The 23053-nt window shown below is 45.5% G+C and carries 20 protein-coding genes; 6 read left to right on the forward strand and 14 right to left on the reverse strand.

Translation table 11 applies throughout. The annotated features are described in order from the left end of the window. Positions 1–25: 25 nt before the first annotated feature. Both E0698_RS12190 and E0698_RS12195 read right to left on the reverse strand, forming a co-directional pair. The gene (locus E0698_RS12190) at positions 26–1516 is read right to left on the reverse strand and encodes a sensor histidine kinase (RefSeq protein ID WP_192511728.1); all 1491 of its coding nucleotides are present in this window, start codon (positions 1514–1516) and stop codon (positions 26–28) included. Then, positions 1513–2199 carry a response regulator transcription factor gene (locus tag E0698_RS12195; protein WP_192511729.1) on the reverse strand — a complete coding sequence of 229 codons (687 nt, stop codon included), beginning with the start codon at positions 2197–2199 and terminating at the stop codon, positions 1513–1515. Before E0698_RS12195 ends, E0698_RS12190 begins: the two co-directional genes overlap by 4 nt. Before the next feature lie 287 nt (positions 2200–2486). Between E0698_RS12195 and E0698_RS12200 the strand changes: the two genes are divergently transcribed. From E0698_RS12200 to E0698_RS12220, 5 genes are all read left to right on the forward strand, one after another. Further along, positions 2487–4796: a glycosyltransferase family 39 protein gene (locus E0698_RS12200; protein WP_192511730.1), complete on the forward strand. Its 2310-nt coding sequence runs from the start codon at positions 2487–2489 to the stop codon at positions 4794–4796. A gap of 17 nt (positions 4797–4813) precedes the next feature. Beyond that, a complete protein-coding gene (locus E0698_RS12205; protein ID WP_192511731.1) occupies positions 4814–5905 on the forward strand; it encodes a glycosyltransferase family 2 protein in 1092 nt (363 codons plus the stop codon). 3 nt (positions 5906–5908) lie between these two features. Next, a complete protein-coding gene (locus tag E0698_RS12210; RefSeq protein ID WP_192511732.1) occupies positions 5909–6331 on the forward strand; it encodes a GtrA family protein in 423 nt (140 codons plus the stop codon). Further along, entirely contained in the window at positions 6328–7203 is an 876-nt protein-coding gene (gene galU / locus E0698_RS12215; RefSeq protein WP_192511733.1) for a UTP--glucose-1-phosphate uridylyltransferase GalU, read from the forward strand. The genes E0698_RS12210 and galU overlap by 4 nt, the downstream gene beginning before the upstream one ends. Positions 7204–7377: 174 nt before the next feature. Beyond that, positions 7378–8205 carry a class I SAM-dependent methyltransferase gene (locus E0698_RS12220; RefSeq protein ID WP_192511734.1) on the forward strand — a complete coding sequence of 276 codons (828 nt, stop codon included), beginning with the start codon at positions 7378–7380 and terminating at the stop codon, positions 8203–8205. Between the two features lie 171 nt (positions 8206–8376). Here the strand turns inward: E0698_RS12220 and E0698_RS12225 are convergent, their stop codons facing one another. The 9 genes from E0698_RS12225 to E0698_RS12260 all read right to left on the reverse strand — a co-directional run bounded on the left by E0698_RS12225 (position 8377) and on the right by E0698_RS12260 (position 18328). After that, a complete protein-coding gene (locus E0698_RS12225) occupies positions 8377–9123 on the reverse strand; it encodes a glycerophosphodiester phosphodiesterase (protein ID WP_192511735.1) in 747 nt (248 codons plus the stop codon). 88 nt (positions 9124–9211) lie between these two features. Continuing rightward, the gene (locus tag E0698_RS12230) at positions 9212–10273 is read right to left on the reverse strand and encodes a hypothetical protein (RefSeq protein WP_149095499.1); all 1062 of its coding nucleotides are present in this window, start codon (positions 10271–10273) and stop codon (positions 9212–9214) included. Between the two features lie 26 nt (positions 10274–10299). After that, on the reverse strand, positions 10300–12132 hold the full coding sequence (locus tag E0698_RS12235; RefSeq protein ID WP_192511736.1) for an HSP90 family protein: 1833 nt from the start codon (positions 12130–12132) through the stop codon (positions 10300–10302). Between the two features lie 420 nt (positions 12133–12552). After that, entirely contained in the window at positions 12553–14067 is a 1515-nt protein-coding gene (gene arfA, locus E0698_RS12240) for an arabinosylfuranosidase ArfA (RefSeq protein WP_192511737.1), read from the reverse strand. A gap of 183 nt (positions 14068–14250) precedes the next feature. Continuing rightward, entirely contained in the window at positions 14251–14775 is a 525-nt protein-coding gene (locus E0698_RS26805) for a hypothetical protein (protein ID WP_238353971.1), read from the reverse strand. A 69-nt stretch (positions 14776–14844) separates the two neighbouring features. After that, the gene (locus E0698_RS26810; RefSeq protein WP_238353972.1) at positions 14845–15840 is read right to left on the reverse strand and encodes a S8 family serine peptidase; all 996 of its coding nucleotides are present in this window, start codon (positions 15838–15840) and stop codon (positions 14845–14847) included. Positions 15841–15987: 147 nt separating this feature from the next. Next, a complete protein-coding gene (locus E0698_RS12250) occupies positions 15988–16770 on the reverse strand; it encodes a muscle M-line assembly protein unc-89 Uncoordinated protein 89 (RefSeq protein ID WP_192511738.1) in 783 nt (260 codons plus the stop codon). Next, positions 16767–17462, reverse strand: a complete 696-nt coding sequence (locus E0698_RS12255) for a TIGR04066 family peptide maturation system protein (RefSeq protein ID WP_238353973.1) — start codon at positions 17460–17462, stop codon at positions 16767–16769. The genes E0698_RS12250 and E0698_RS12255 overlap by 4 nt, the downstream gene beginning before the upstream one ends. An 11-nt stretch (positions 17463–17473) precedes the next feature. Further along, complete coding sequence (locus E0698_RS12260; protein ID WP_238353974.1) at positions 17474–18328, reverse strand: hypothetical protein; 855 nt, start codon at positions 18326–18328, stop codon at positions 17474–17476. 217 nt (positions 18329–18545) lie between these two features. On the opposite strand from E0698_RS12260, the gene E0698_RS12265 reads away from it, so the two are divergent. After that, complete coding sequence (locus E0698_RS12265; RefSeq protein ID WP_192511739.1) at positions 18546–19133, forward strand: RNA polymerase sigma factor; 588 nt, start codon at positions 18546–18548, stop codon at positions 19131–19133. A gap of 170 nt (positions 19134–19303) precedes the next feature. Here the strand turns inward: E0698_RS12265 and E0698_RS12270 are convergent, their stop codons facing one another. From E0698_RS12270 to E0698_RS12280, 3 genes are all read right to left on the reverse strand, one after another. After that, a complete protein-coding gene (locus tag E0698_RS12270) occupies positions 19304–21151 on the reverse strand; it encodes an ABC transporter ATP-binding protein (RefSeq protein WP_192511740.1) in 1848 nt (615 codons plus the stop codon). A 66-nt stretch (positions 21152–21217) separates the two neighbouring features. Then, on the reverse strand, positions 21218–22384 hold the full coding sequence (locus E0698_RS12275) for a hypothetical protein (protein ID WP_238353975.1): 1167 nt from the start codon (positions 22382–22384) through the stop codon (positions 21218–21220). Continuing rightward, positions 22360–23049 carry an ABC transporter permease gene (locus tag E0698_RS12280; RefSeq protein ID WP_192511741.1) on the reverse strand — a complete coding sequence of 230 codons (690 nt, stop codon included), beginning with the start codon at positions 23047–23049 and terminating at the stop codon, positions 22360–22362. Before E0698_RS12280 ends, E0698_RS12275 begins: the two co-directional genes overlap by 25 nt. Between the last annotated feature and the right edge of the window lie 4 nt (positions 23050–23053).

The following is a 23053-nucleotide window of genomic DNA, read 5'->3' on the forward strand; positions in this document are numbered from 1 at the left end:
TTATGTTATACCATAATTTACAATGTTATACGGCCCCCGCTAACGGCAGCGTAACCTTGAATACACTACCTTCTCCCTGCGTACTTGCAGCGGTGATTTTTCCGCCGTGTGCTTCCACAATGGACTGTGTAATCGCCAGACCGAGACCGGCTCCGCCCGAGCTGCGTGTACGTGACTCATCTCCACGGTAAAAGCGTTCAAAAATCCGCTCCAACTGCTCTTTGCTCATACCTGGCCCGTTATCACGAATCTGAATATCCGCCAGCTTTTTCCCGGTAGACAAGTTTACATGGATCACACCTCTTTCCATATCCGTATGCTGAACAGCATTATGGAACAGGTTGAGCATGACCTGCTTGATTTTATCCCCTTCCGCCAGCACTCGCACACCCGCCGTCATATCAAAAATCACTCTTCGTTTACCCGCCAACATCAGAAGCTGCGGCTTCATTTCCAGCAGCAACGCATCCAGCGACATATCTTCCAGCTTCAGCTCCGGCGTCCGGTCCAGCTTAGCCAGCAACAGTAAATCGGAGACAAGCTTGTTCATCCGTTTGGATTCTCCATACATACTCTCCAGTGCAGATTGAAGCTGCTTTGGATTAGATGCGGCTCCACGAAGCAGCACCTCCAAGAACCCGTGAATCGAAGTGAGCGGGGTGCGCAATTCATGGGAAGCATCCGCAATAAACCGTCTCATCTGCATCTGTAACTCGCGCTCGGCAGCAAATGAATGCTCCAGCCGTTCCAGCATCCCGTTAAAGGATACCGCCAAGCGGTCCACCTCATACTGCCCCTGCTCTGCGTCAAAGCGCTCGGCCAGATTGCCCGCATCAATGCGTTTGACCGCCTCGACCATCCTCGAAAGGGGCACCAACGTTCGCCGCAGCACAGGAAGCATGAGCGCCAGACCAATTGCGAGCGCAATCAGAGATAACAAAATGAAGGTACGTAGCTGGTTAATCAGTTGCTCATGCATGGAAGTTGTGGATACGCCCATTTGAAGTAAACCTGACGAACGGTCAGGTGGACCGAGCGGACGGAATACGACCAGTTGCTCGTTCCCTTGTGCATCCGTGAGCAATTGATAGTCATGACGCATGCGCCAGTTCTGCTGCATCGAATTATACTGCTGAGTGGTGAGACGCGGTGGCGTAAGTCCATTTTCGCTGGACAAGCTCAAGAAGGTTCCTTCTTTACCTATGGAAGCGAGCGACATATCCGGCCAAAATAGAAACGGCCCCGGTCGATCATCCCTCCGATTGGTTCCTTCTTGGGGAGTGGAGCCTCCGCTCTTCTCTTGCGAATTCTTAATCAATAAATCGGCAGGAATTGAACCTAATTGCGTTCCCATCGCATCCGCCCGACTGCGGTACAGAAAATCTTTCATCAGGAAATATTGCAGAAAGCCGATCAATACGAGCAGCAGAGCCAAAATGAGTAACGTTCTGGCTAAAAGCTGGGACCGGAGAGAACGGAGCGCAGTTCTTCTCCGGCTTTTCCCCCTCGCCTTCATAGCAAATCCACCCGGTACCCGACACCACGCAGCGTACGAATGACCCGATGCTCCTTATCTTTGAGCTTTTCACGCAAGGAGCGGATATACACCTCGACAATATTATCCTCGCCCCCAAAATCGTACCCCCATACCCGATCCAGGATGCGACTTTTACTAAGGACAATCCCGTTATTCAATACCAGAAATTTCAATAGTTCATATTCGGTAGGCGACAGTTCCAGCACCTGATTTTGGTAGCGAATTTCCTTGCGGCGATCATCCACCTGAAAGGGCCCGTGAACCACTTCTCCAAGCAGATCGGGAAACTGATTCCGCAGACGCGCTTCAATGCGAGCCAGCAGTTCATTAAAACTGAAGGGCTTCACGATGTAATCGTCCGCGCCGATTTTCAATCCCTTCACCCGATCATCTACATCATCCTTGGCCGTCAGCATAATGACCGCGATGTTATCCTCCGTCTCCTTGAGACTCTGGCATACCTCAAATCCGTTCATTTCAGGCATCATGACATCCAATACCGCAACATGAGGGCGAAACTCTCTCGCTAAATCCAACGCATCACTGCCGTTCTCGGCTGTTTTGACCTCATACCCTTCATTAATCAGCCCAAGCTCCAAAAATTGTAAAATGTGCGGCTCATCGTCCGCTAGCATAATTTTAACCCCATGTATCGGATTCATCGGTTATCTTCCCTTTCATGAAACCACTTTTTTTCTTAATAAAAGAACGATTCATTTTCACCTGTATCTAATATAACTGAATATTTACGTAAAAAAAGCATCCCTATCCAGCTTTCAGCTAACATTCAGGGAGCGCTCATAACCATTTCAGCTACGTCAGGCATGATAATAGCAAGCCGGTAGTTCACCGGGCCCAAGATCGGAAGTGGCTGATCATTCCACAGTCCTGAAGATAGCGGCTAGAACAACGGAAAATACAAAGAATTTTCACAGGGAGTGGAATGTACATGATTAAGAAATGGTTTAAGAGCAGGGCGGACGTCCCCCTCATCATCATCATGCTGATATCTGCGATTTTGAACGGATACAACATCTGGCAAGACAAATATGTTAACACCTATTACACGACGGCCGTAGCGAGCATGCTAGAAAACTTTCACAACTTCTTCTTTGCCTCACTCGATTCGGCCGGATCGGTAACGGTAGACAAACCGCCCGTCGTGTTCTGGATTCAGACCGCGAGCGCCTATATATTCGGGCTTCACGGCTGGAGCGTTATTTTGCCGCAAGCGCTCGCTCAGGTCGGGTCGGTATTGCTCGTTTACCTGCTCGTCAAGCCGAGCTTCGGTACGATGGCCGCTCGATTGGCCGCCTTCGCTATGGCAACTACACCAATTGCAGTAGCGGTCAGCCGCACCAATAACATTGATGCGATGCTGGTTTTCACACTGCTGCTCGCAACATGGTTGCTGTTCAGAGGGATTAGAAACCACAAAATGGGACCGATCCTCTGGGCTTTCGCAGTCGTAGGTATCGCCTTTAACGAAAAAATGCTTCAAGCCTATATGGTTGTTCCCGCTTTGGGACTCTTCTACCTGCTGGCCTCCCAGTTTAACTGGAAGCGAAAAACGATAACACTGGCAGCATCGGCAGTCGTGCTCATGGCTGTGTCGCTCTCCTGGGCAGTCGTGGTGGACTCCACTCCGGCAGACCAACGCCCTTATATGGGAAGCAGCGGTACGAACTCCGTGCTGAATTTGGCCTTTGGCTATAACGGCCTCTCCCGTCTGACGGGAGACCGAGGAACAGGCGGCGGCGCTGGTGGTGGTCAACGCTCGGAGTGGAGACAAAATGCTTCAACCAGCAGCAATACCAATTCGGATCAAGCTCAAGCAACTACATCAACGGATAGCACTACAACAGGTGGCAACGCCACGGGGGGTCAAATGCCACCGGGCGGATTCGGCGGTAACGGTCAGGGTGGCCCTGGTAGTGGCGGTCCTGGCGGTAATTCCAGCGGCGGCATGTTCGGCACTGGCGAAAAGGGACCTCTACGGTTGTTCCAATCTGCACTGTCAGGTCAAGCCAGTTGGTTGCTTCCATTCGCATTGATTGCTTCGATCGGCCTGCTTGCAGGCATTCGACGTCGTAATATCACGCAAAAACACAAAGAGGCCATCTTCTGGCTGGCCTGGCTGATTCCCGTAGCTGCATTTTTCAGCGTAGCAGGTTTCTTCCATCATTATTACCTGATTATGCTCGCACCACCGATTGCAGCGCTCTTCGGAGCCGGATTCGTGGAATTGTGGGAGCAATATCGTGAGCGTTCCGGCTGGCTCTCCTGGCTGTTACCCGCAGCGGTACTGGCAACCTCGGTATTTAGCTGGTTCGTCCTGCAAAATTACAACGACACTATCGGCAGTGGCTGGTCCATCGCCGTATTGATCCTCGGTATCATCGGCACGGCGCTACTGGTAGTAGCACGATTGAAGTCTGAGAAGTTAACGAGATATGCCATCATTGCAAGCGTACTCGCTATGTTCATCGGCCCTGTGTACTGGGCATTGACACCAATCACCTACGGGGGGAACAGCATGATCCCGCAAGCCGGACCAACACAATTTGGTGGCGGCGGTGGTGGAGGAATGCCAGGAGGTAATTTTGGCAACCGAGGCCAGGGTGCAAATGGTCAAGCAAATGGACAACAACCTGAAGGAACTCAAACGAATAACCAATCCAATAATGCAGAGCAATCCAGCTCTGATGGTATTACTTCAAGCACAGGAACAAGCACAGACAGGGAACAGAGATCTTCTACCCGCTCCAGAGGAATGGGTAGACCAAACGGTGGTCAAAGCTTAGACCAAAAAACGTTGAGCTATTTGCAAAAGCATAACACAGGTGAAACCTACCTTTTCGCAGCAAGCAATTATTCGACAGCCGCTCCTTACATGATTGAAGCTGGACAAAAAGTGATTATTATGAACGGCTTTGTATCCTCCGATCCGGTGTATACCGTCGATAAGATCAAGGCACTGGTAGAAAGCGGTCAAGTGAAGTACTTCATGATCTCTGGTGGAGGCGGCGGTGGACCGGACAGCGGTAACTCCGAAGTCACAGCATGGATCAAGGAACACGGCAAAGTGATTCCTACAGATGAATGGAAAACAACAACTGGCGAAACCAGTACCAATGTTGAAGCATCCAACAGCGGAAGCGACACCACGAACAGCAACTCGAACGCTCAGGATGGTCAAGGCGGACCGGGCGGAGACGAACGTGGCGGAAGCGGTACATTATACGAAATCACATTATAAATGAGGAGGAACTACCAATGAGTGAACAAATCCGTTATTCCATAGTTATTCCGATGTACAACGAGGAAGCCGTCATTACCGAAACCTATCGGCGGCTGAAACAAGTGATGGGCTCGATGGGCGAGCCCTACGAGCTGATATTCGTAAATGACGGCAGTTCGGACCGCAGCGTCCAGTTAATCAAGGAATTCAGTCTCAGAGACGATACCATAGTATTGATTGATTTCTCCCGTAATTTCGGTCATCAGCTAGCGATTACCGCCGGGATGGATTATGCGGTGGGAGAGGCGGTCGTCGTTATTGACGCCGACCTCCAGGACCCGCCGGAGCTGATCGTAGAGATGGCCAACAAGTGGAAGGAAGGCTATGAGGTAGTCTACGCCAAGCGGTTGAAACGCAATGGCGAAACTCGCTTCAAAAAGTGGTCTGCCAGCCTCTTCTACCGTGTACTGAAAGCATCAACGGATATTAATATCCCGGTAGACACCGGCGATTTCCGCCTGATGGACCGCAAGGTAATAGACGAATTGAAACGGCTGCCGGAAAATAATCGGTTTGTCCGTGGACTCGTTAGCTGGATCGGCTTCAAGCAGACGGCTGTTGAATATGAGCGCGATGAGCGGCTCGCAGGCGAAACCAAGTATCCGCTGAAACGCATGATCAAGCTCAGTCTGGACGGAATCACATCCTTTTCCATTAAACCGCTCAAGCTGGCAGGTTATATCGGCGCACTTCTATCCATGTCCGGCTTCCTGTATCTGATGTACGTATTGTTTCTCAACTTTTTCACCGATTCCTATGTCATGAAGGGCTGGTCTTCCATGATTAGCATCAGCCTGATCTTTGACGGAGTGATCCTGATCATTCTCGGTATTATCGGTGAATATGTTGGACGGATTTATGACGAAACCAAAGCCCGCCCGCTCTACATTGTCCGTGAACATCTGGGTGGACAATACGAAAATGGCCCAACACATGCCATGAAGACCCCTGAACAACGCGAATCCCTATACATGCAAGGTTCCCGTGACAGTCTGATATCCGCCAGCCGCACCGTACGCGGCAACAGCGCGGTATATACCGGACCTAAATCCGGTCACGGAGCATAACCCATGAAAAGCCGCATGGCCCAGATACTCCCTATGATCCGTTTTGGCATGGTAGGACTGGTGAATACGGGCGTAGATTATTTCATTTTCATGCTGCTGGCTTGGGCCGGAGTTCCGGTTGTGCTGTCGCAGATCATTTCATATAGCTGCGGCACAGCCAACAGTTACATTTTGAACAGCAAATGGACATTCAATAAACAACCAGCACACGATACTCATAAACGTCAATTGCCTAAATTTATCGTCATCAACCTGATCGTATTGGGACTGACCTCCTTATTATTACAAATGCTTCACAGTGGAACCGAGCTGCCGCTTGCCGTATGCAAACTGATCGCCACCGCAGCCGGAATGATTATCAACTATATCGGGAGCCGATACTGGGTATTCGGTTCCCCATCTCGAAAGGAAAGTGAATCTCCATGAGAAAAATTACAAAAGCCGTTATTCCAGCCGCCGGATTAGGAACTCGTTTTTTACCTGCTACTAAAGCTTTACCTAAAGAGATGCTTCCGATTGTCGACAAACCAGCTATTCAATATATTGTCGAAGAAGCCATCAAATCCGGGATTGAAAGCATCATTATCGTGACTGGACGTAATAAAAAAGCCATCGAGGATCATTTCGACAAGTCCGTGGAATTGGAACAAGTGCTGGAGAGCAAAGGCAAGTATGATCTTCTGCGCGAGGTTCAAAGCATCGGGGGCAAAGCGGTCATTCACTATATCCGCCAAAAAGAACCCCTCGGTTTGGGACATGCGGTACGTTGTGCCCGTCAGTTTATTGGGGATGAGCCATTCGCAGTGTTGCTGGGTGATGATATTATGAATTCCTCTACTCCGGCGATTCGCCAAATGATGGATGTCTACGAAGCGACTGGCAAGCAAGTGGTCGGCGTACGCACAGTGGAAGAACCGGATGTAAGTAAATACGGCATTATTGACTCCATCCATCAGAACGGTCTTATTCACGAAGTTGGCGGACTTGTTGAAAAACCATCTCCTGCGGAAGCCCCTTCACGGCAGGCAGTCATTGGGCGGTATGTATTGGAGCCTTCCATTTTCTCAATATTGGAGAATCTGTCCACGGGTGCGGGCGGCGAATATCAACTGACTGACGCCCTTCATCAGGTAGCATTGCAGAACCAACTTCTGGCACTAGAACTGGAAGGCACACGTTATGATATCGGTGATAAAGCAGGATACCTGGAAGCCGTACTCCACATGGGTATGCAGCGCGAGGATCTTCGTCCAATACTTGATTCCATGATGGGCGAGTGGGCACAGGCTTCACGATAAAATAGGCACACAGGATTGCACCTATCCCCTCTTCCTGTGCATATTCTGATATCTGATCCATGTTGTGGAACCACAAGAGTAGATGGATAAACACATAAACCTGTACAATGTAAAAGTACAGTACCATCGGAATATGCTCGGCTGTCCGCCGAAATCAGGGAGGAAGAAGTCCATATGATACCTGAGGGAAATTTGCAAAGTAATGTAGACCGTTTCAACGGCTTTGCCGATGACTACGACCAACACCGTCCGGAAGCACCGTCGCTCGTTGTCGAGATCATTACCCGCTATCTGGAACGAAAAGTGGAGCTTGTTGCCGATATCGGCTGTGGAACAGGGCTTTCGACTTTCATTTGGAAAGACGTGGCCCGGCAGATAGTCGGCATCGAGCCCAACCCGGACATGAGAGGAAAGGCGCAGCGCAAGCTGGAGACAGCAGGAGCAACAACGGCAGACACCATCTCCTTCAAAAGCGGGTTCTCCAACAACCTGCCCTTTGAGGATGGAACTGTAGACGTCATCACCTGCTCTCAATCCTTTCACTGGATGGACCCCGACAGCACGCTCAGGGAAGCGGGCAGAGTCTTGGCTCAAGGCGGGGTATTCGCTGCCTTTGACTGCGATTGGCCTCCGGTGCTGCAATGGGAGATAGACCAAGCTTATGTACAGCTGATCGCCAAAGCAGATGAGATTCTGAATCGGGAAGCACCTGTAGAGCAGCAAGCCCATAAATGGAGCAAGGAACAGCATTTGCCTAATCTACAGCGCAGCGGACAATTCCGATATACTCGGGAGATTGTCTTCCATAACCATGAGCAGTGTGACGCAGCTCGTTATATAGGGCTTGTTCTTAGTCAAGGCGGTATACAAACGCTATTCAAACTCGGCAATCGAGCGCTTGATGAAGATTTGGCCCGCTTTGTGAAGCTCGTAGAAGGTCATTTTCAGGACAGAACATTGGATATCCTGTTCAGCTATCGTATGCGGCTTGGCGTCAAATAGAAAGGAAACAAGATTATCGTGATGATATATTCTTCAGCTCAAGCCCAAAAAAGACTCTCCTTCGCCTCGTAAAAACGAGTGCGTACAGGAGAGTCTTTTGGCTTCAAAAAATAGCCACACTCACGTCCCTGCGTATCTTAGTCGCAGTTCCGTGGTATCTTCGGCTTCGGCTTAGGAAGAGCGGACAGCCAATAGAGATGCCAAGCGATCAGGGTAGTCGGTGATAATACCGCTCACCCCCGCCTCCAGCAGCCGCTTCATTTCTTCCGGCTCATTCACTGTCCACGGGTGATAGACTACACCTGCAGCCAGTGCCTCAGATACTCCCTCCGGTGTGACGGAATGCTTGTAAGCATGCAGTGCTGTGACCCCGAATCGACTTGCATACTCCGCCGGGCGAACCATAATCTCGATATACAGCGCTCCCGTCCTGATCTCAGGGGCCAACTGCGCACAGAGCGCCAGTGATTCATGATTGAAGCTGGAGATAATCACCCGCTGTTCTAATCTGAAACGCCGTACAGCGGCGATTACCTCTTCTTCCATACCGGGATAGAGGTAAATGCTATTTTTTAATTCCAGATTAATGATTGCATCCGAAGACTGTGTCAGTTCCAGCAGCTCATCCAGCAGCGGCACACGCTCACCCCGGAATTTCTCATCAAACCAGCCGCCTGCATCTAACCCATTCAGTTCTTCTAGTGTAATATCGCGTACATCCAGCGGGGAACCTATCGTGCGTTCCAGTGATTCATCGTGAATGAGCACCAAATGCCCATCCCGGGTACGCTGCACATCCGTCTCTATGCCGGTTGCCCCCAGCTCCAAAGCGTGGCGGAACGCCGCCATCGTATTTTCAGGGCATACACCCGAAGCACCGCGATGTGCAAAATTAATCACTTTCTCGGTTACAGTCACTACATAACCCCTCCTGTCATTTCACAGGAACATTATACCGCCTCATTGTTTGGGCTGTATAAAATGTTCGTTACTGGTGCGTCTTCTTCTACGCCGTTTGAACAATCTTCCCGATCCAGTCGGTATAAAATGTATTCCCGTTCCGTCGATCAAACGCATCCGCCGCCGACTCTGCCAGTGGTCTGAAATACCCAATGATTTCTGTTAGCGTACGCTCCTCTTTGCCCCACTCCAAAGAAGCAGGCAGACGGATCAGCCGATTTTCTCCCGAAGTATCCAGCTTTTGCAGCAGACCCACCATTGCAGCGTAGAAATACATTTGCTCCAGTCCGCTCTCATAGTCCAACGCCATATGCAAATGACGCTCTGCCACTTCAATACCCTTAACCGGGTCCGCGACCGTCAAATACTCGATATGCTCGGCTATCGTTTTCAGAAAATCGCGGTCATCCCGAATCAGACGATATCCCTTACGATGATTTTCCTTCGCCTTGTCCACTTCTCCCTGACGATAAAGCGGTAATAATAACTGAGAGAGCGTCACATGTGGGACTTCAGCGCATGTCATTCGTCCTGACAAAATCGGTTTCGCCACCGCAAGCACCTGCTCGTCCTCTCCTGCCAAATAATAAAACCGCACGATCTGGCTCTGCTCGCAGGCTTCACAATCACTCATGCTATCCCGCTCAATCGAACGGAAGGTATCGAGATGCTGACGTGCTTCCTCCAGCTTTCCCATATCCATCGCGATACGGAACTTGTAATAATGATATGGACGCTCATTATACCCGTATTCGGCATAACGTTTGCGCATATCCTCTACAAGATCCTCCACCTGAGTTTTCGGTATATTAGGAAAGCTGCACACTTTGCCGAGTATCCATTTATAATTCCACAGCAGCTCATCCGGCTCATACTCCTCCGGGTTTTGATCAAATTGACCCAGTTGCCACGAAAAAGCGATCAGCGCCTTCAACGGATATCCATTAAAAATAGCACAGTCCACAATCTCTCCCCGGACTTCGTAGCCGAGTTCCTTCAATCCGGAAGCATCTGCCAAGCGGGCCGCTTCCTCCAAAATCGCCAGCTTGGCCGCCCCACCGGGCAAATCCTGCGCCTGTTCCATCAAATCATATATCGTATCTTCCATTCGACTAGCCTCCTGTAATTACGCAATTACGTGTTCTGTCCGTTCCCTAATCCCCAATTGATAAAATGCAGCACGCTCCGATTCATCAGCCCCAACTCATTGCGATTCATCGGATAATGGCCCATCATAAGTGCGTTCACATACATCATTTCCGTTGCAGCCGTAATCATCTGTGTATCGGTAGCTTCAAAAATACGTGCCACCACCGGATTGTTCAGATTAAAATATAAGGTCGAGTAGCCCGCATTCTGCTGGACCCCCGCTCTCAGACTATCGAGTACATTAGAAAAAAGCGCGGTTGTTTCCTCGACGGTGTTTTCCATCGAGCGCAAGGTTAGCGCATCCTGCGAAATGGTATATAGCACAGGCAAGCTCGCAGGCTCAAAACGCTTCAACTCCGTACGGCAGCGCATCGGTTGCAAAGCAGCATCCATGACGCGTAGCACGCTGTAATACTGCTCGCGCTCCTCCTGCGTCAGCCCGGTAAATGAAAGAGATACATCCTCGGGACTAAGCCGCTCGGCTTGCAGAGCAGGGTCGATCCAATGCAGCTTTTCCAAAATTTCCGTATCGTAAATATAGCCGCCATTGATCACCAGCATGGATTGCGCCGCCGCCACATGGGTAATCTGGCGATACTCATCAACCGTCGATGTGTAATGGAGCGGACGCCCGCCCGCCTCGCGGATCAGTTCACTCAGCTCCCGCCGCCCAAACGTGCTTTCAAAGGAAAACCAGCGGTGCATAATTCGCAGAAATTCATCATCCTCCACCGCGAGCGCCTTCATAGACAGCTCATGCAAACGAATCCAGTGCTGCAAGCGGTCCGGCTCATACTCTGCCATGCGTAACAGCTCTTGCCGAATACAGGTTCCCAATTCAGAGCGAACACCATCAAGCTGCTCATTCTCATAAAAATATTCCCGGGATGCCGTCGGCTGCAATTCATCTGTCCAGATCAGACTCTTAATGAAAAAAGCCCACTCCGGCAATACATTTTCCGCTTTGTCGGACACCAGCATATGCTTCAGATACACCCGATGCAGCCGCTTGCTGTTCAGATTAATGCTGCGCGGCAAAATGAACGCAATTCCGCCTGTTCTGCCCGATACCGTTCGCAATGGAATAAAATCGCCAAAGCGCTCACCCATCAGGCGATAGCCCAATTCCAGCACCTCACCACGTCGACTGCGCAATTGTTCCGGGTCCTGCATCCAGCTAGTCGATGGAAGATTGACGCGCTTGGTCTCCCCGTCTACAGACAGCATGACCGGATACGGCAGCAACGCTCCATAATAAAATAGAGACTCCTCCACCTGCGCTGGCTCGTAATAAAACTCGCTCCCCGGCTTGCAGCGCAAATAAATTTGCGTCCCTACAGGCAGTTCCGTCTCCAATCGACGGATCGTATACGTTCCGTCCGGCTTCCCTCTCCATTCCATGGAAACGCCTTCCTTCACCGAGCGGGTCAGCACCACAATTTCATCGCTCACCATAAAGCAAGACAGCAAACCAATCCCAAATCGTCCGATAAATGATGTCTCCGAGGCCAGCAAATCCGTCCCCTTCTTGGAGGATTGGCCGATGATCGACAGAAAGCGGTGAATATCCTCTTCCGTCAGTCCAATGCCGTTATCCTGAATCATCAAAACCTGCTGCTCACCGGAACCGGACAACTCCACGGTTACTTTGCCTTCAGCAGCAGTCTCCCCCAGCTCCTTGCGAGCCGTAATTGCGTCTGTTGCATTTTGCAGTACCTCACGTATAAACACGCGTGGACTGCTATATAAATGATTGGCCAAAATATCAATCATACCGCCCAGATTCACCTGAAAACGATATTCGTCCGTTTGACTCATACAGATCATTCCTTTCTGGAAATGCTACGACCATCATGTGCTTTTGAATAAACCATCATGTAAATTATAACGTGGATTACAGACGGATTGCACACTCTGCATTTCAGATATCAATACGTTGACAACGCTATATCAGGGTCTTTTTTCACCTAGGGTGATCGGAACTGGGTCTAATTAACTTCTTAAAAATGTATATAAGATGAGAGTATAGTTAATAAGCATCATCTTCGCTTAGTTAAATTTAGTAATTAAAATAATATTTATTTAAAAATGAGCCTGCTTTTGTATCCCTATAAGTGCTGAGGGACAAATGGCTCATTTTATACAAAAAGCCCGCATGGCTGCTCCTGTATACCCATACAAGAGAGAATGCGGGCTTTTTCAGGTACAGCCGGGGCTGTACCTTTTGCAGAAAAAGGATTAATGAGACTTGGCGAGACGGATTACGTTCCACGAGGCTTTGCCCAAATGAGCTTTTACGATGCCATCGTCGAGCTTGGCATTCCCGCCGTTGTGAGGCGTAACCTTTTCTCCTGCCGGGCTGTTGGTCGCTTTGAGATCGTCATGCTCCAGCACCGTATGCTCCACAATACGATAGCCTTCGAAGCTACGCACATCCACTGTCAGCTCCAGCGACTCGGACAAGTGGCGGTTTACTGCAAAGACGGTCAGAGCGTCTCCCTCTTCATCATAAACCACAGCGCTATCCAGATAAGGAATGTCTGTGAAATCCTTGGAATCGTATTTTTCCGAGTCTACTACCGGCATCAACGATACACCGCGACCATAACGGGATGCATGCAGATACGGATAGAAAATAGTCTGTTTCCATGCTTTTCCATTATTTTCAGTCATGATTGGCGCAATAACGTTGACCAATTGGGCAAGGCAAGCCATTTTCACACGGTCAGCATGACGCAGGAACGTAATGAGCATGCTTCCCACCAGCAGCGCATCCTCAAAGTTGTAAATATCCTCAAGCTGCGGCGGCGCCACAGACCACGGATCAATTTTGCTGTCCGCATCGTTGGAGTGGTACCACACATTCCATTCGTCGAAGCTGAGCATCATTTTTTTCTTGCTGCGTTTCTTTGCTTTGATATAGTCACAGGTCGAAATAACCGTATGAATAAAATGATCCATATCCATGGAACGTGCCAAATAATTGGCCGTATCATTGTCGTGGTTGCCATAGTATTGATGCAGAGAAATATAGTCGGCTACCTCATAGGTATGATCCAGCGTCGTTGCTTCCCACTCAGGGAATGTCGGCATTGTCGAACTGGAACTACCGCAGGTTACAAGCTCAATGTCTGGGTCAATCAGCTTCATCGCTTTTGCGGACTCTACCGCGAGACGGCCATACTCTTCCGCTGTCTTGTGTCCGATCTGCCACGGGCCATCCATTTCGTTGCCAAGACACCAGGTTTTAATCTTGTGCGGTTGCTCTACACCGTGACTGCGACGCAGATCACTCCAGTAGGAGCCGCTTGGATGGTTGCAATATTCCACCAGATTACGTGCCGCATCAATACCGCGTGTACCCAGGTTAACCGCCATCATGACCTCTGAGCCGATATCTTTTGCCCATTTGAAAAATTCGTTCGTACCCACTTCATTCGGCTCGACAGTTCTCCACGCCAGCTCTAGCTGTTTAGGTCTGGACGCGACAGGGCCAACTCCGTCTTCCCAATTGTAACCGGACACAAAGTTACCTCCCGGATAGCGTATAATAGGAACATCAAGCTGCTTCACCAACTCTTTTACATCATTACGGAAACCGCTTTCATCACTGGTTGAATGAGTAGGTTCATAAATACCGCCATATATAGCACGCCCCAGATGCTCTACAAAAGAACCATAAATGCGTTTATCGACTTCAGCAATACGGAAAGACTTGTCTACAATCATCTTTGCTTTTATAGCTGCTGCCATCCAAACCATCCTCCCTGAATACGAAAATAAAATCCGTTGTACCTCTAAGACTAACAAGCCGTTTTATTTACGATTTCAATATAACACACCCTAATTATGATGGTCAATATTATCATTAAATACTTAATATATTTATTAACATTCATAATAAACGATAAGAAATTGGTTACTCACTTCTAAATATCAGTTTACCAGCAGTTGTTCCAAACACTCATAAAAACGATCTATATCGTCCACGTTTAAATCCGGGAGGACCCATTCTTTCAAATATTCCTGCTCTGTCCGTATTAATATGTGAATACGTTCAGCTTCCGCTTTCACCCTCACAGAAAACTCAATATCCACACCTGACAAACCTCGTTCTTTGTTGCAATCCGTAATATCCGAAGCCTCTAGGCATAAAATGACAATATCCGCATAGGCGCTATATGCCATTGTACCCGCAACGGTTATCATTTCCTCTAATCCATTGATTTCATCGGAAGGGGACAAATACTCCATATCATGCAACATAGCCGCAGCCTGGTCCACCGCGATCCAGCTTTGGTATCCATCCCGGGCAAAGGACTCTCTCAACACTTGCAAAAAATAAATGATGTCAACGCCCTTGTTATAATAAATACAAATAAGCGGAATGTGAGAATCCTCTATTGCAATAGTCTCCTCCTGCTTAAAAAAGAAACGCTCCTCTTGCTGCCACCAGCGCAAATGGTGAGAGGAAAAATTCAGCGTCGGGATGTGGCGTTGATTTCTGGAGATATAAACGACATGTTTCCCTTACCGTAAAGCCAATGGCTCCACTTCCTGCACATTCACTGGCTCCATATCCCCTAGCAAAACAATCGTATCTGTAAGGTCGTCTACCCGTTGTTGTCCACCTTCGAGCGTCGTACTCTGTTGTCCTCGCTCATGCAGGATTGCCTGTTCTATGATCGCAGCAGCTTTGACGCCAGGGAGTCGAGTTTCACATGAGGTCTGAAAATAATAAGGCGCTTTCGATCCAACTGCGCAATTTTCCTTAAACACAAAGGCACGTCGTATCCAATCTGGATGTTTGTAACGCATTACGGGTAAACCCGTATCCTGTATTGGGCGGTAACTATTCTTATGTAAAATATGTTTTAGCTTTTCTATAGAAGGAACACGCTTGGACTGCTGCAAAACTTTACATACCTGTGCTGTAACGAATGGAGTGGCATAGCTATTACTATTTGGACATTGTACAGCCTCTCCAACTGCACCTACCAGCTCATGCTTGGCAAAAGCGGTAAAATCGATACCACTTGAGAAGGCCATCTCAGGATCATATGTATATTGGCCAGCTGTGAGTATGCCGTTACGATCACAGCGTACTCCAATCACATTAGCAAAGGAGGCCGGATAAGTAAGAAGTCCTCCGTTTTGTGCAGCACATACCATTATTAAGCCTGCCATAGCTGCATCATTTACAGCTTCCCGCAGCATGCCTCGATCGCGATAATTTATGCTTCCCAGGCTGATATTGGCTACCTGCACACCATGCTTCACACACCAATCCAGCGCAGCGCAAAGCTGAACTGCATTTCCTTTTCTATGATTCATTATTTTCACACTGCTAATAATGACATCCGGAAAATATGTTTGTACAATAGCAGCACATAGCGTACCGTGATTTAAGGTACCTCCATCTTCTACGCCTCCATGAGCTATTTCGACGTTATATAATAATTGGGTGTTTAAAAAGCCAGCATTAACCCCGTCGTCAATAATGGCTACATGGATCTTGGCATTCATTTTTTCTCCCCCTGCCCCTTCGGATCGCGAAATGAACCTCACGGCTCTGTTCGCTCCATTAGAGTAAGCGGAGGGTGCCTCTGCGAACGATAGCGTTCGTCTGAAAGCACCCTCCTAATTTAGCGTACCATGCACATGATAGCCGGATCAGACTGCAATATTTACCTTCGTGCCTGCAGTCTTTGCCCCGTCTTTAGCCGAGTCCAGATAGGCATTGAGCTCTTGCTCAGTCCATACCCTGCCTGCCTCTGCACTTGCTTCCTTCTCATCCTTTGGTTCATCTCGATCTGTAATCGCCGGTTCGTTATTCACTGCTTCACTGATACGCTCATTAATATTCGCGGCGATGTCCATGATCTTTCCATTAAGTCCTTCTGCCTTCTGACGCAAAGCCGCTGATCTTGCAGGGTTAGTGTTTTCCCACCCCTTGGCTTCGCTTTCCAATGTAATTTTTGCCATTTTGGTTATTTTGGCATTCTTCAACTCATTGTTTGCAGATACAACACTATGCATTGTATAGGTGATCAGTCTTTGCTGCTGCTCCTCAGCAGTCTGGGACGTATATTGTTCCTTTTTACCTTCCTGAGCTTCTTTTTTACTTTCCTCATCCATGCCCAAGGCTTTTTTTTGTTCTTCCAGTGACTGCTTTTGAATGTTCTCGTCAATTTGCTGAATCTGCTTATCTATCTCTTCCATTTCAGCTTTTACAGCTTCCGGACCGAGACCACGCTTGAGAGCATTACTTACATAGTCCGAACGCTTCTCCATCAAATTTTGCTTTTGCTCTGTCAATTGTTGAATAACCTTGTTTTGTGGCTTGCCTATACTTTTCCTTTCATCCTGAGCGGATGTGGGATGCCGTAGTTCAAGTCGGTTGTTATCTGTGGTGCGGAACGGCGATTGGTGTGATGATGTAAATGATACATTCATCCGAAAACCTCCAATTCTCTTCTAATAAGTGATTCTAGAGGTATATCGGATTTTTTGTATGTTTTTGTATGTTTTAACTGCGGAAAAGAATGTGCACCAATCAGCTCCCCGCATCCATTAGATGTGATTTGCGACACCCGATACCCTTGTGCTTCAAGCTTCTGCCGAAGGTTAAGCTGCAAATGAAGCTTATGCGTTCGCTCGTTCAGCCCCAATACAAATAGAACCGGTGTAAAAAAATCATGGATAGCGGAGCTTGGATCAGGCGGTAAAATATCCTTCGTGTGTACATCAAATGTATTTTTTAAAATCAGCTTGTCATCATGCTCCTCACAGGGTTCGATGAATTCCATACATGGGTCTGGCAAAGTGAAATTACACATGATCTTTTTGCCAAGTTGTCCAGCCTTCAGGATCACGGGGAGATAAACCTCAGCTACATCCAGCTTGAAATTGGATTTCACCAGTAATATGGCATCACAACGCTCTATTTCCTGCTCCAAGCAAGACTCCGGCTTCACTATGAAGCCTGTCACTTCCCCCTTGTCCGTTACACAGGCATCTTTCCCGATCATACCCGACCCTTGAAAAGAAATAAGTACACCTTCCCCATAACTTCCTAATAGATTCAAGTTCCTAACCAGGGCTATCGTTTCATAATCAAACGGATAAATGATTAATTTATTGGTCATGGAGACACCCCTCATGCTTTGTCAAAATCGAGGATCGTATCCTCGGAGAAATCATAGCCCAGCTCATTCATCATGCAATAATCAAGTAAAGTATGTCTGATATCATTTTTAACTACGGAGCAGTGACTCAGCTTCTTTTCTTTGGACAAGGTATGCAAATCATCTGCTACAGCAACACACAGCGTACAAAAACGGAAATTCCAGCAGTTTTTACATGCATCCTCCGTGATTGTCCCTACATTTAAAATCCGGCTGATTTTATCTACTTCAAAGCCAGTGTCCACCTTTCCAATCTGCACCACCTCCGACTGCTCACTGACCCGTTCACATGGATACAGATTTCCATGCACATCCGCAAACAATCGCTGTACACCAGGCACACAGGGCCCGCCATGATGCGCTTCTATCGGCATCCCTGCAGAAGGCTTTCTATAATGAAACATTCGGAAGTAAATCTGAATATAGTAGTCCTTAATCAGCTTGGAGACATGACCTTCATCCACTCTTCCAAACTTGGAGAGCATCATTTTAAAAACCTCATAGCCTCTCTGCTCAATAAATTCATTCCTGTAGCGTATCTCATCCTTCACATAAGCATTGTTAATGTAGGACGACCTTACACTGTACAGACTTTCGAAGGTTTCATAATTCGTATAAAAATCATTGACGCAACCAAAATCATTGCGGGTATCCAGCACCACATTAAAATTAATCCATTCAAAGAGGGCCGGGTAATCCCTTTTAATTTTGTCCACATTGGCAATGATCGTATCGAAGGGGATGAGACATGTCAAAATGATAGCGATCGTTTTCAGATGAGGTCTAAATGTTGCGGCCAAACGTTTATATACTATGGATTCTTTCATCCTTTTTCCCCTTTCACCAGATGCACCCTCTCCCCCTATTAACTAATTCCGTATCAGAATCAAAATCACCTTAAAATATCTTTTAACTGTTCTAGTAACTTCACATTTACGAGGTTAAATATGATTTATGTCATTCTTTAAAATTGGAATTAATGTATATGGTTGGCACATACAAAAATCACTGATCTTTTTATCCGTCCAAAGGGGGCTTGAACAAATGCTGACCACGATGGTTATCGACTGTTGCAAAGAGGATCAGTGCAGAGGTAGTTCCAGATGCTTTTACAGAAAAATTTGTGAACTTTATCTGAGTGAGGTATATCGTTTCTGTATGCATTTAATCAAGAATCAGTCTTGCTTCAAATTTATGGCAGAAGAATGTACACAAGATACTTTTGCAGCGGCAAGGCAGCAATTGGTCAAGCTCAAACATCACCCCAATGTAAAGGGTTGGCTGTACCTTACGGCTAAAAATCTCATATATAAATCATTTAGGTGCTACTATACACAAAAAAAGCATGAAACTACGCTTGAATGTGAGAAGATATGTAGTTTTTCAAATTCGGTAGAGGAGGAGTGGGAGAATCGAAGGCTGGGAGATGTAGATACGGTTATCGTTAACATATTGATGAAGCTTTCAAAAAACGAATATATGCTCTATCAGGACTACTTTTGTCAACAACTGCCTGTGCCCTTCCTTGCTGTCAAATATAATATTTCCGTTACGGCTACAACGACTCGTATCTACAGACTGAAAAGAAAAATTCGTACAATATCCCATCAATATTGTCTAACTCATATATAAATATGTCTATATAAAGCAAAAATAGCAGAGCTCCTCTTTCAGAGAGAAGCTCCGCTGTTTTTATTGTGACTTTGACTAGTATTCACGAGATACTCTACATAGTATACTTCTCGTAAGGTAAAAACATTATTGTTCGCAATCCAACTGTTTGGCGGAATCTCTATACACAGTTAGCGTGCATCATTAGTAACTAGCGCTTCTTGGAATGTATTAATTTCATCAGAAAATAAGTCATAGTAAAGCCCTCGACTTTTAATTAGTTCTTGGTGGGCTCCTTCTTCTACAATCTGGCCCTTGTCCAGAACTAAAATTTTATCTGCATATAAAACAGAGGTATAGCGATGAGAAATGTAGAGGCACAGTCTATCATTTACAAAATTTTGAAATTGGCGAAATACTTGTTTTTCTGATTCTGGATCAAGAAATGAACTAGGCTCATCTAATACATAAACGTCAGCATCTTTGAAGAGCGCCCTGGATATCGCTATTTTTTGCCATTGCCCTCCAGAAAGCTGTATGCCTCCTTCAAAATTCCTTCCTAGCTGTTGTTCCAATTGATTAGGCAAATCTCGTATTACCTTATCTACTCCTGTATGTTGTGCTGATTCCCATATCCTAGTATCAAGTTCAAGATGTTCTATACTGCCAAAGCCTATATTTTCTCTTACTGAAAAATCGAATTGAACAAAATCTTGAAATATAACGCCTATTCTGTCGTAAAGCGTTTCTTTGTTATAATTCCGAACCGAGATAGAATTGATTAAAATATCTCCTTTAAAATCTTCATATAATCCCGTTAAAAGTTTTATTACTGTTGTCTTTCCTGACCCGTTTCTGCCAACTAGAGCAAGGGATTCTCCACGCTTCATTTTAAAGCTTACATCTTTGAGAGCTAATTCTTTTTGATCTGGGTAGGCAAATGAAACATTTTTAAATTCTATGCATTCTATTGTTGCATCAGCTCGTACACCTGATTCTTTTAGCAGCATACCAGAATTCTCTTGTTTATGATTTATGTTAAAAAAAGCGAATAATTCATCTAGATACAGATTATGATCACACAATGAAATCAACCCTTGAGATACCGTATTTATATTTTGATTAGTTAATAATACTGCTTGAACTAATGCATAAATACTGCCAACAAGTAATTTTTCTTGCCATGATATTTGTATGATCATTATCAAAGCAATGGCTATAAATAATGTGCTTATTACTTGAAAAGACAAATATAAATTGATACGTTTTTTTGCTAAATACTTATCCTCTTTATAGAAAATATCAAAAATGCTCTTATATTTTGCTGTAAAGTAATCACTAAGTTGATACAATACGATTTCTTTAAAAGACTTTTCATTAGTTAACAAGTAATTTATATACCTGGATTTGCGTTGTAAAGGAGCCCGTTTCTTCTTGGCTACATATTGGATTTGTGTGAACCTCAGTAAAGAATAAAAGGATGCTAGTGGGGAAACGATGAGAATGAGTAAAATCCACCATCTGAACGCTATTAAAATGGCAATGCTAGAGCATAACGTGACCATGGAACTTAAGAAATTAATGAGTTCTTTATAGATCTGGATAGGCCTATCTATCGAGTCGTTCTGTACTCTTTTGAGTTGATTATGTACTTGCGGATTTTCAAAATCCGCAAGATTAAATGTTGATGTTTGTAATACTATTAATGTTTGCAATTGATTTATCAGAGATATTTGGAATAGTTTGTCAGTATACTCAATTAAACTTGAAATGAGCAGACCACAAAACATCACGAGAATTAAGGGGAACACTGCGCTTATTTGAAGCGTATGCGATAATGATCTAGTCTCTATTTCAGAAACCAAATACTGTATGGAAAGAAGGTTGGCAATCGGGAGTATTCCTTTTAGAAGGTAACCAATAATGATGATAATAAAATAGGTAGGTTCTGTACTCCATAATAATTTAGATAACTTCGGCCAATATTGGAATGAATGAAATATAGCTCTTATATTCAAATGGTCCGCCTCACGTTTCATGCATTCCATCCCTTTCTTTTATATCTACTATTATCGGTTCTTCACGAAATCTCGCTATTTTAGCTCTCAGTCACCCTGAAGTGTATAGACATTTCCTGGATTTTTTTCCCTAACTTCTATAATAATGTCATTTTTTAGGTGTTTAAAAGCATCAACTTGCTCATTGGACAAGTGGGTTGATTGCGGCAAAATGTAATCAATCCACTTAGTCGCCCAATCCATCCCGAAATTGAACTCTAAAAGCTTATTTGAATAAATATTAATTTGAAGTTTATTATGATTTTGCACTATTATTTTCGGCTCGAACGATGACATGGAGTGCATTCGGGTGATTTCCAAGGTATAGCGAACCGGGTGTGTCTCCTTTTTCTTAGCCACTTGATACAGCGTTTCAAATAGAGTGGCAAATTGCTTCGCCTGATACGAACTAATCCCCTTATACTTTACTTGTGTTTGTCCTACTGTTATTTTTTTAAACGACGATGTCTGTACATTCTCATTAAATAGCCTCTCATATCCCCATACGCCAATCAGTAGACTACAAGCAAGGACCGTACTGATCCAAGGAATTAAAGACTTTTTGCCGCCTCCGCGCCGACTGGATAACAATGTGCCTAATCCGTAAAATAATAAACTACAACCTAAGAGTCCAATGAGATTTCGCCAGTTGATCATATAGGGATTGAATATATTCACTATAGGTGAAATATATCGGAACTTCTCATTATAAGACCAAGCCATTAAACCCATAGGAAGATAAATAGAAATTAATATAGTAAAAGCAAGCCCAAAATGTTTCACTATCTGTCCTACAAAAATCCCTGACATTATTGCAAATATAACGGAAGAAAGAACAATAAGCAGCAAATTCCATAATGATACATCAGGGAATGATTTCCATAAAAGTCCTACCATCATGAGCAAGAGAGGAAACGAAAGAATTAAAGAAACATAAAGCTGGTAAGTGATTAGACGATAAGTAGGTAAAACAGAAATATATAAGAACGGTTCTGTATGATTACGTTTATGTATACTCGCAATCTGCAAAGAAAAGAAAGCCACAAACAACAAATTAACACTATAAGTTATTGCGATACCTTCATGCATAAATAAATTGAATAAAATAACCACACTTAAGGAAACGAGCCAGGTTACTGCTTGTTCTCTTCGGAGTAAAAGCTGTAGCCAGAAACGAACTATAATTCCATTCATTCTTGTACCCTCGCCATCCATAGATGATTACTGACTTTCATCAATACCCACATAAGCAAAAATAGGAATATTCGCCCGAAAGCAAACGACCGTGTAAAGAAATTGGAAATAATCCAATCTGGATTAAACCAGATGGAAATGTAGGGCAAATTGATAGTAATACTGGTTAAAAGGTAGACGAGCATTATAATGTTCACATACAGTTGTTTACGTAATAGCAGGTTCAATATGACGGTGACTTGAACAGAAAAACCTATAGTTGCCACACTCGCTGCTGTTAGAGGAAGCAGTGTCAAGAATGGAGCCTTACCATGAGTCGTCCATTGAACTACACAAATCATAGCTAAAGCGACAAACTGAAATAAGGAAACCACTCCCCATAATACACAACTCTTACAATAAAAATATTGGGCTCCTTTATGCAATTTAGGAATAATAACAGAAGAGATCATTTTTTGCTTCTCGCCATCATAAAGAACAGAATACATTAACGGCATTAGTAATATGGTAAAGAACATTTGTCCATGATGCAAAAATATCCATAACTCGTTATTCTTATCCCCTGCTCCCAGATATAAAAATAAAGGAATTAAAAAACAAGAGAACGTTAGTGCTATAAAAAACACTACACTTTTTTTCATAAGCAAAACTTCAAATTGAACCAGGGCTATGATTACTTGTCCCATTCTG

The organism is Paenibacillus sp. 23TSA30-6 (assembly GCF_014858585.1).
Taxonomy (GTDB): Bacteria; Bacillota; Bacilli; order Paenibacillales; family Paenibacillaceae; genus Paenibacillus.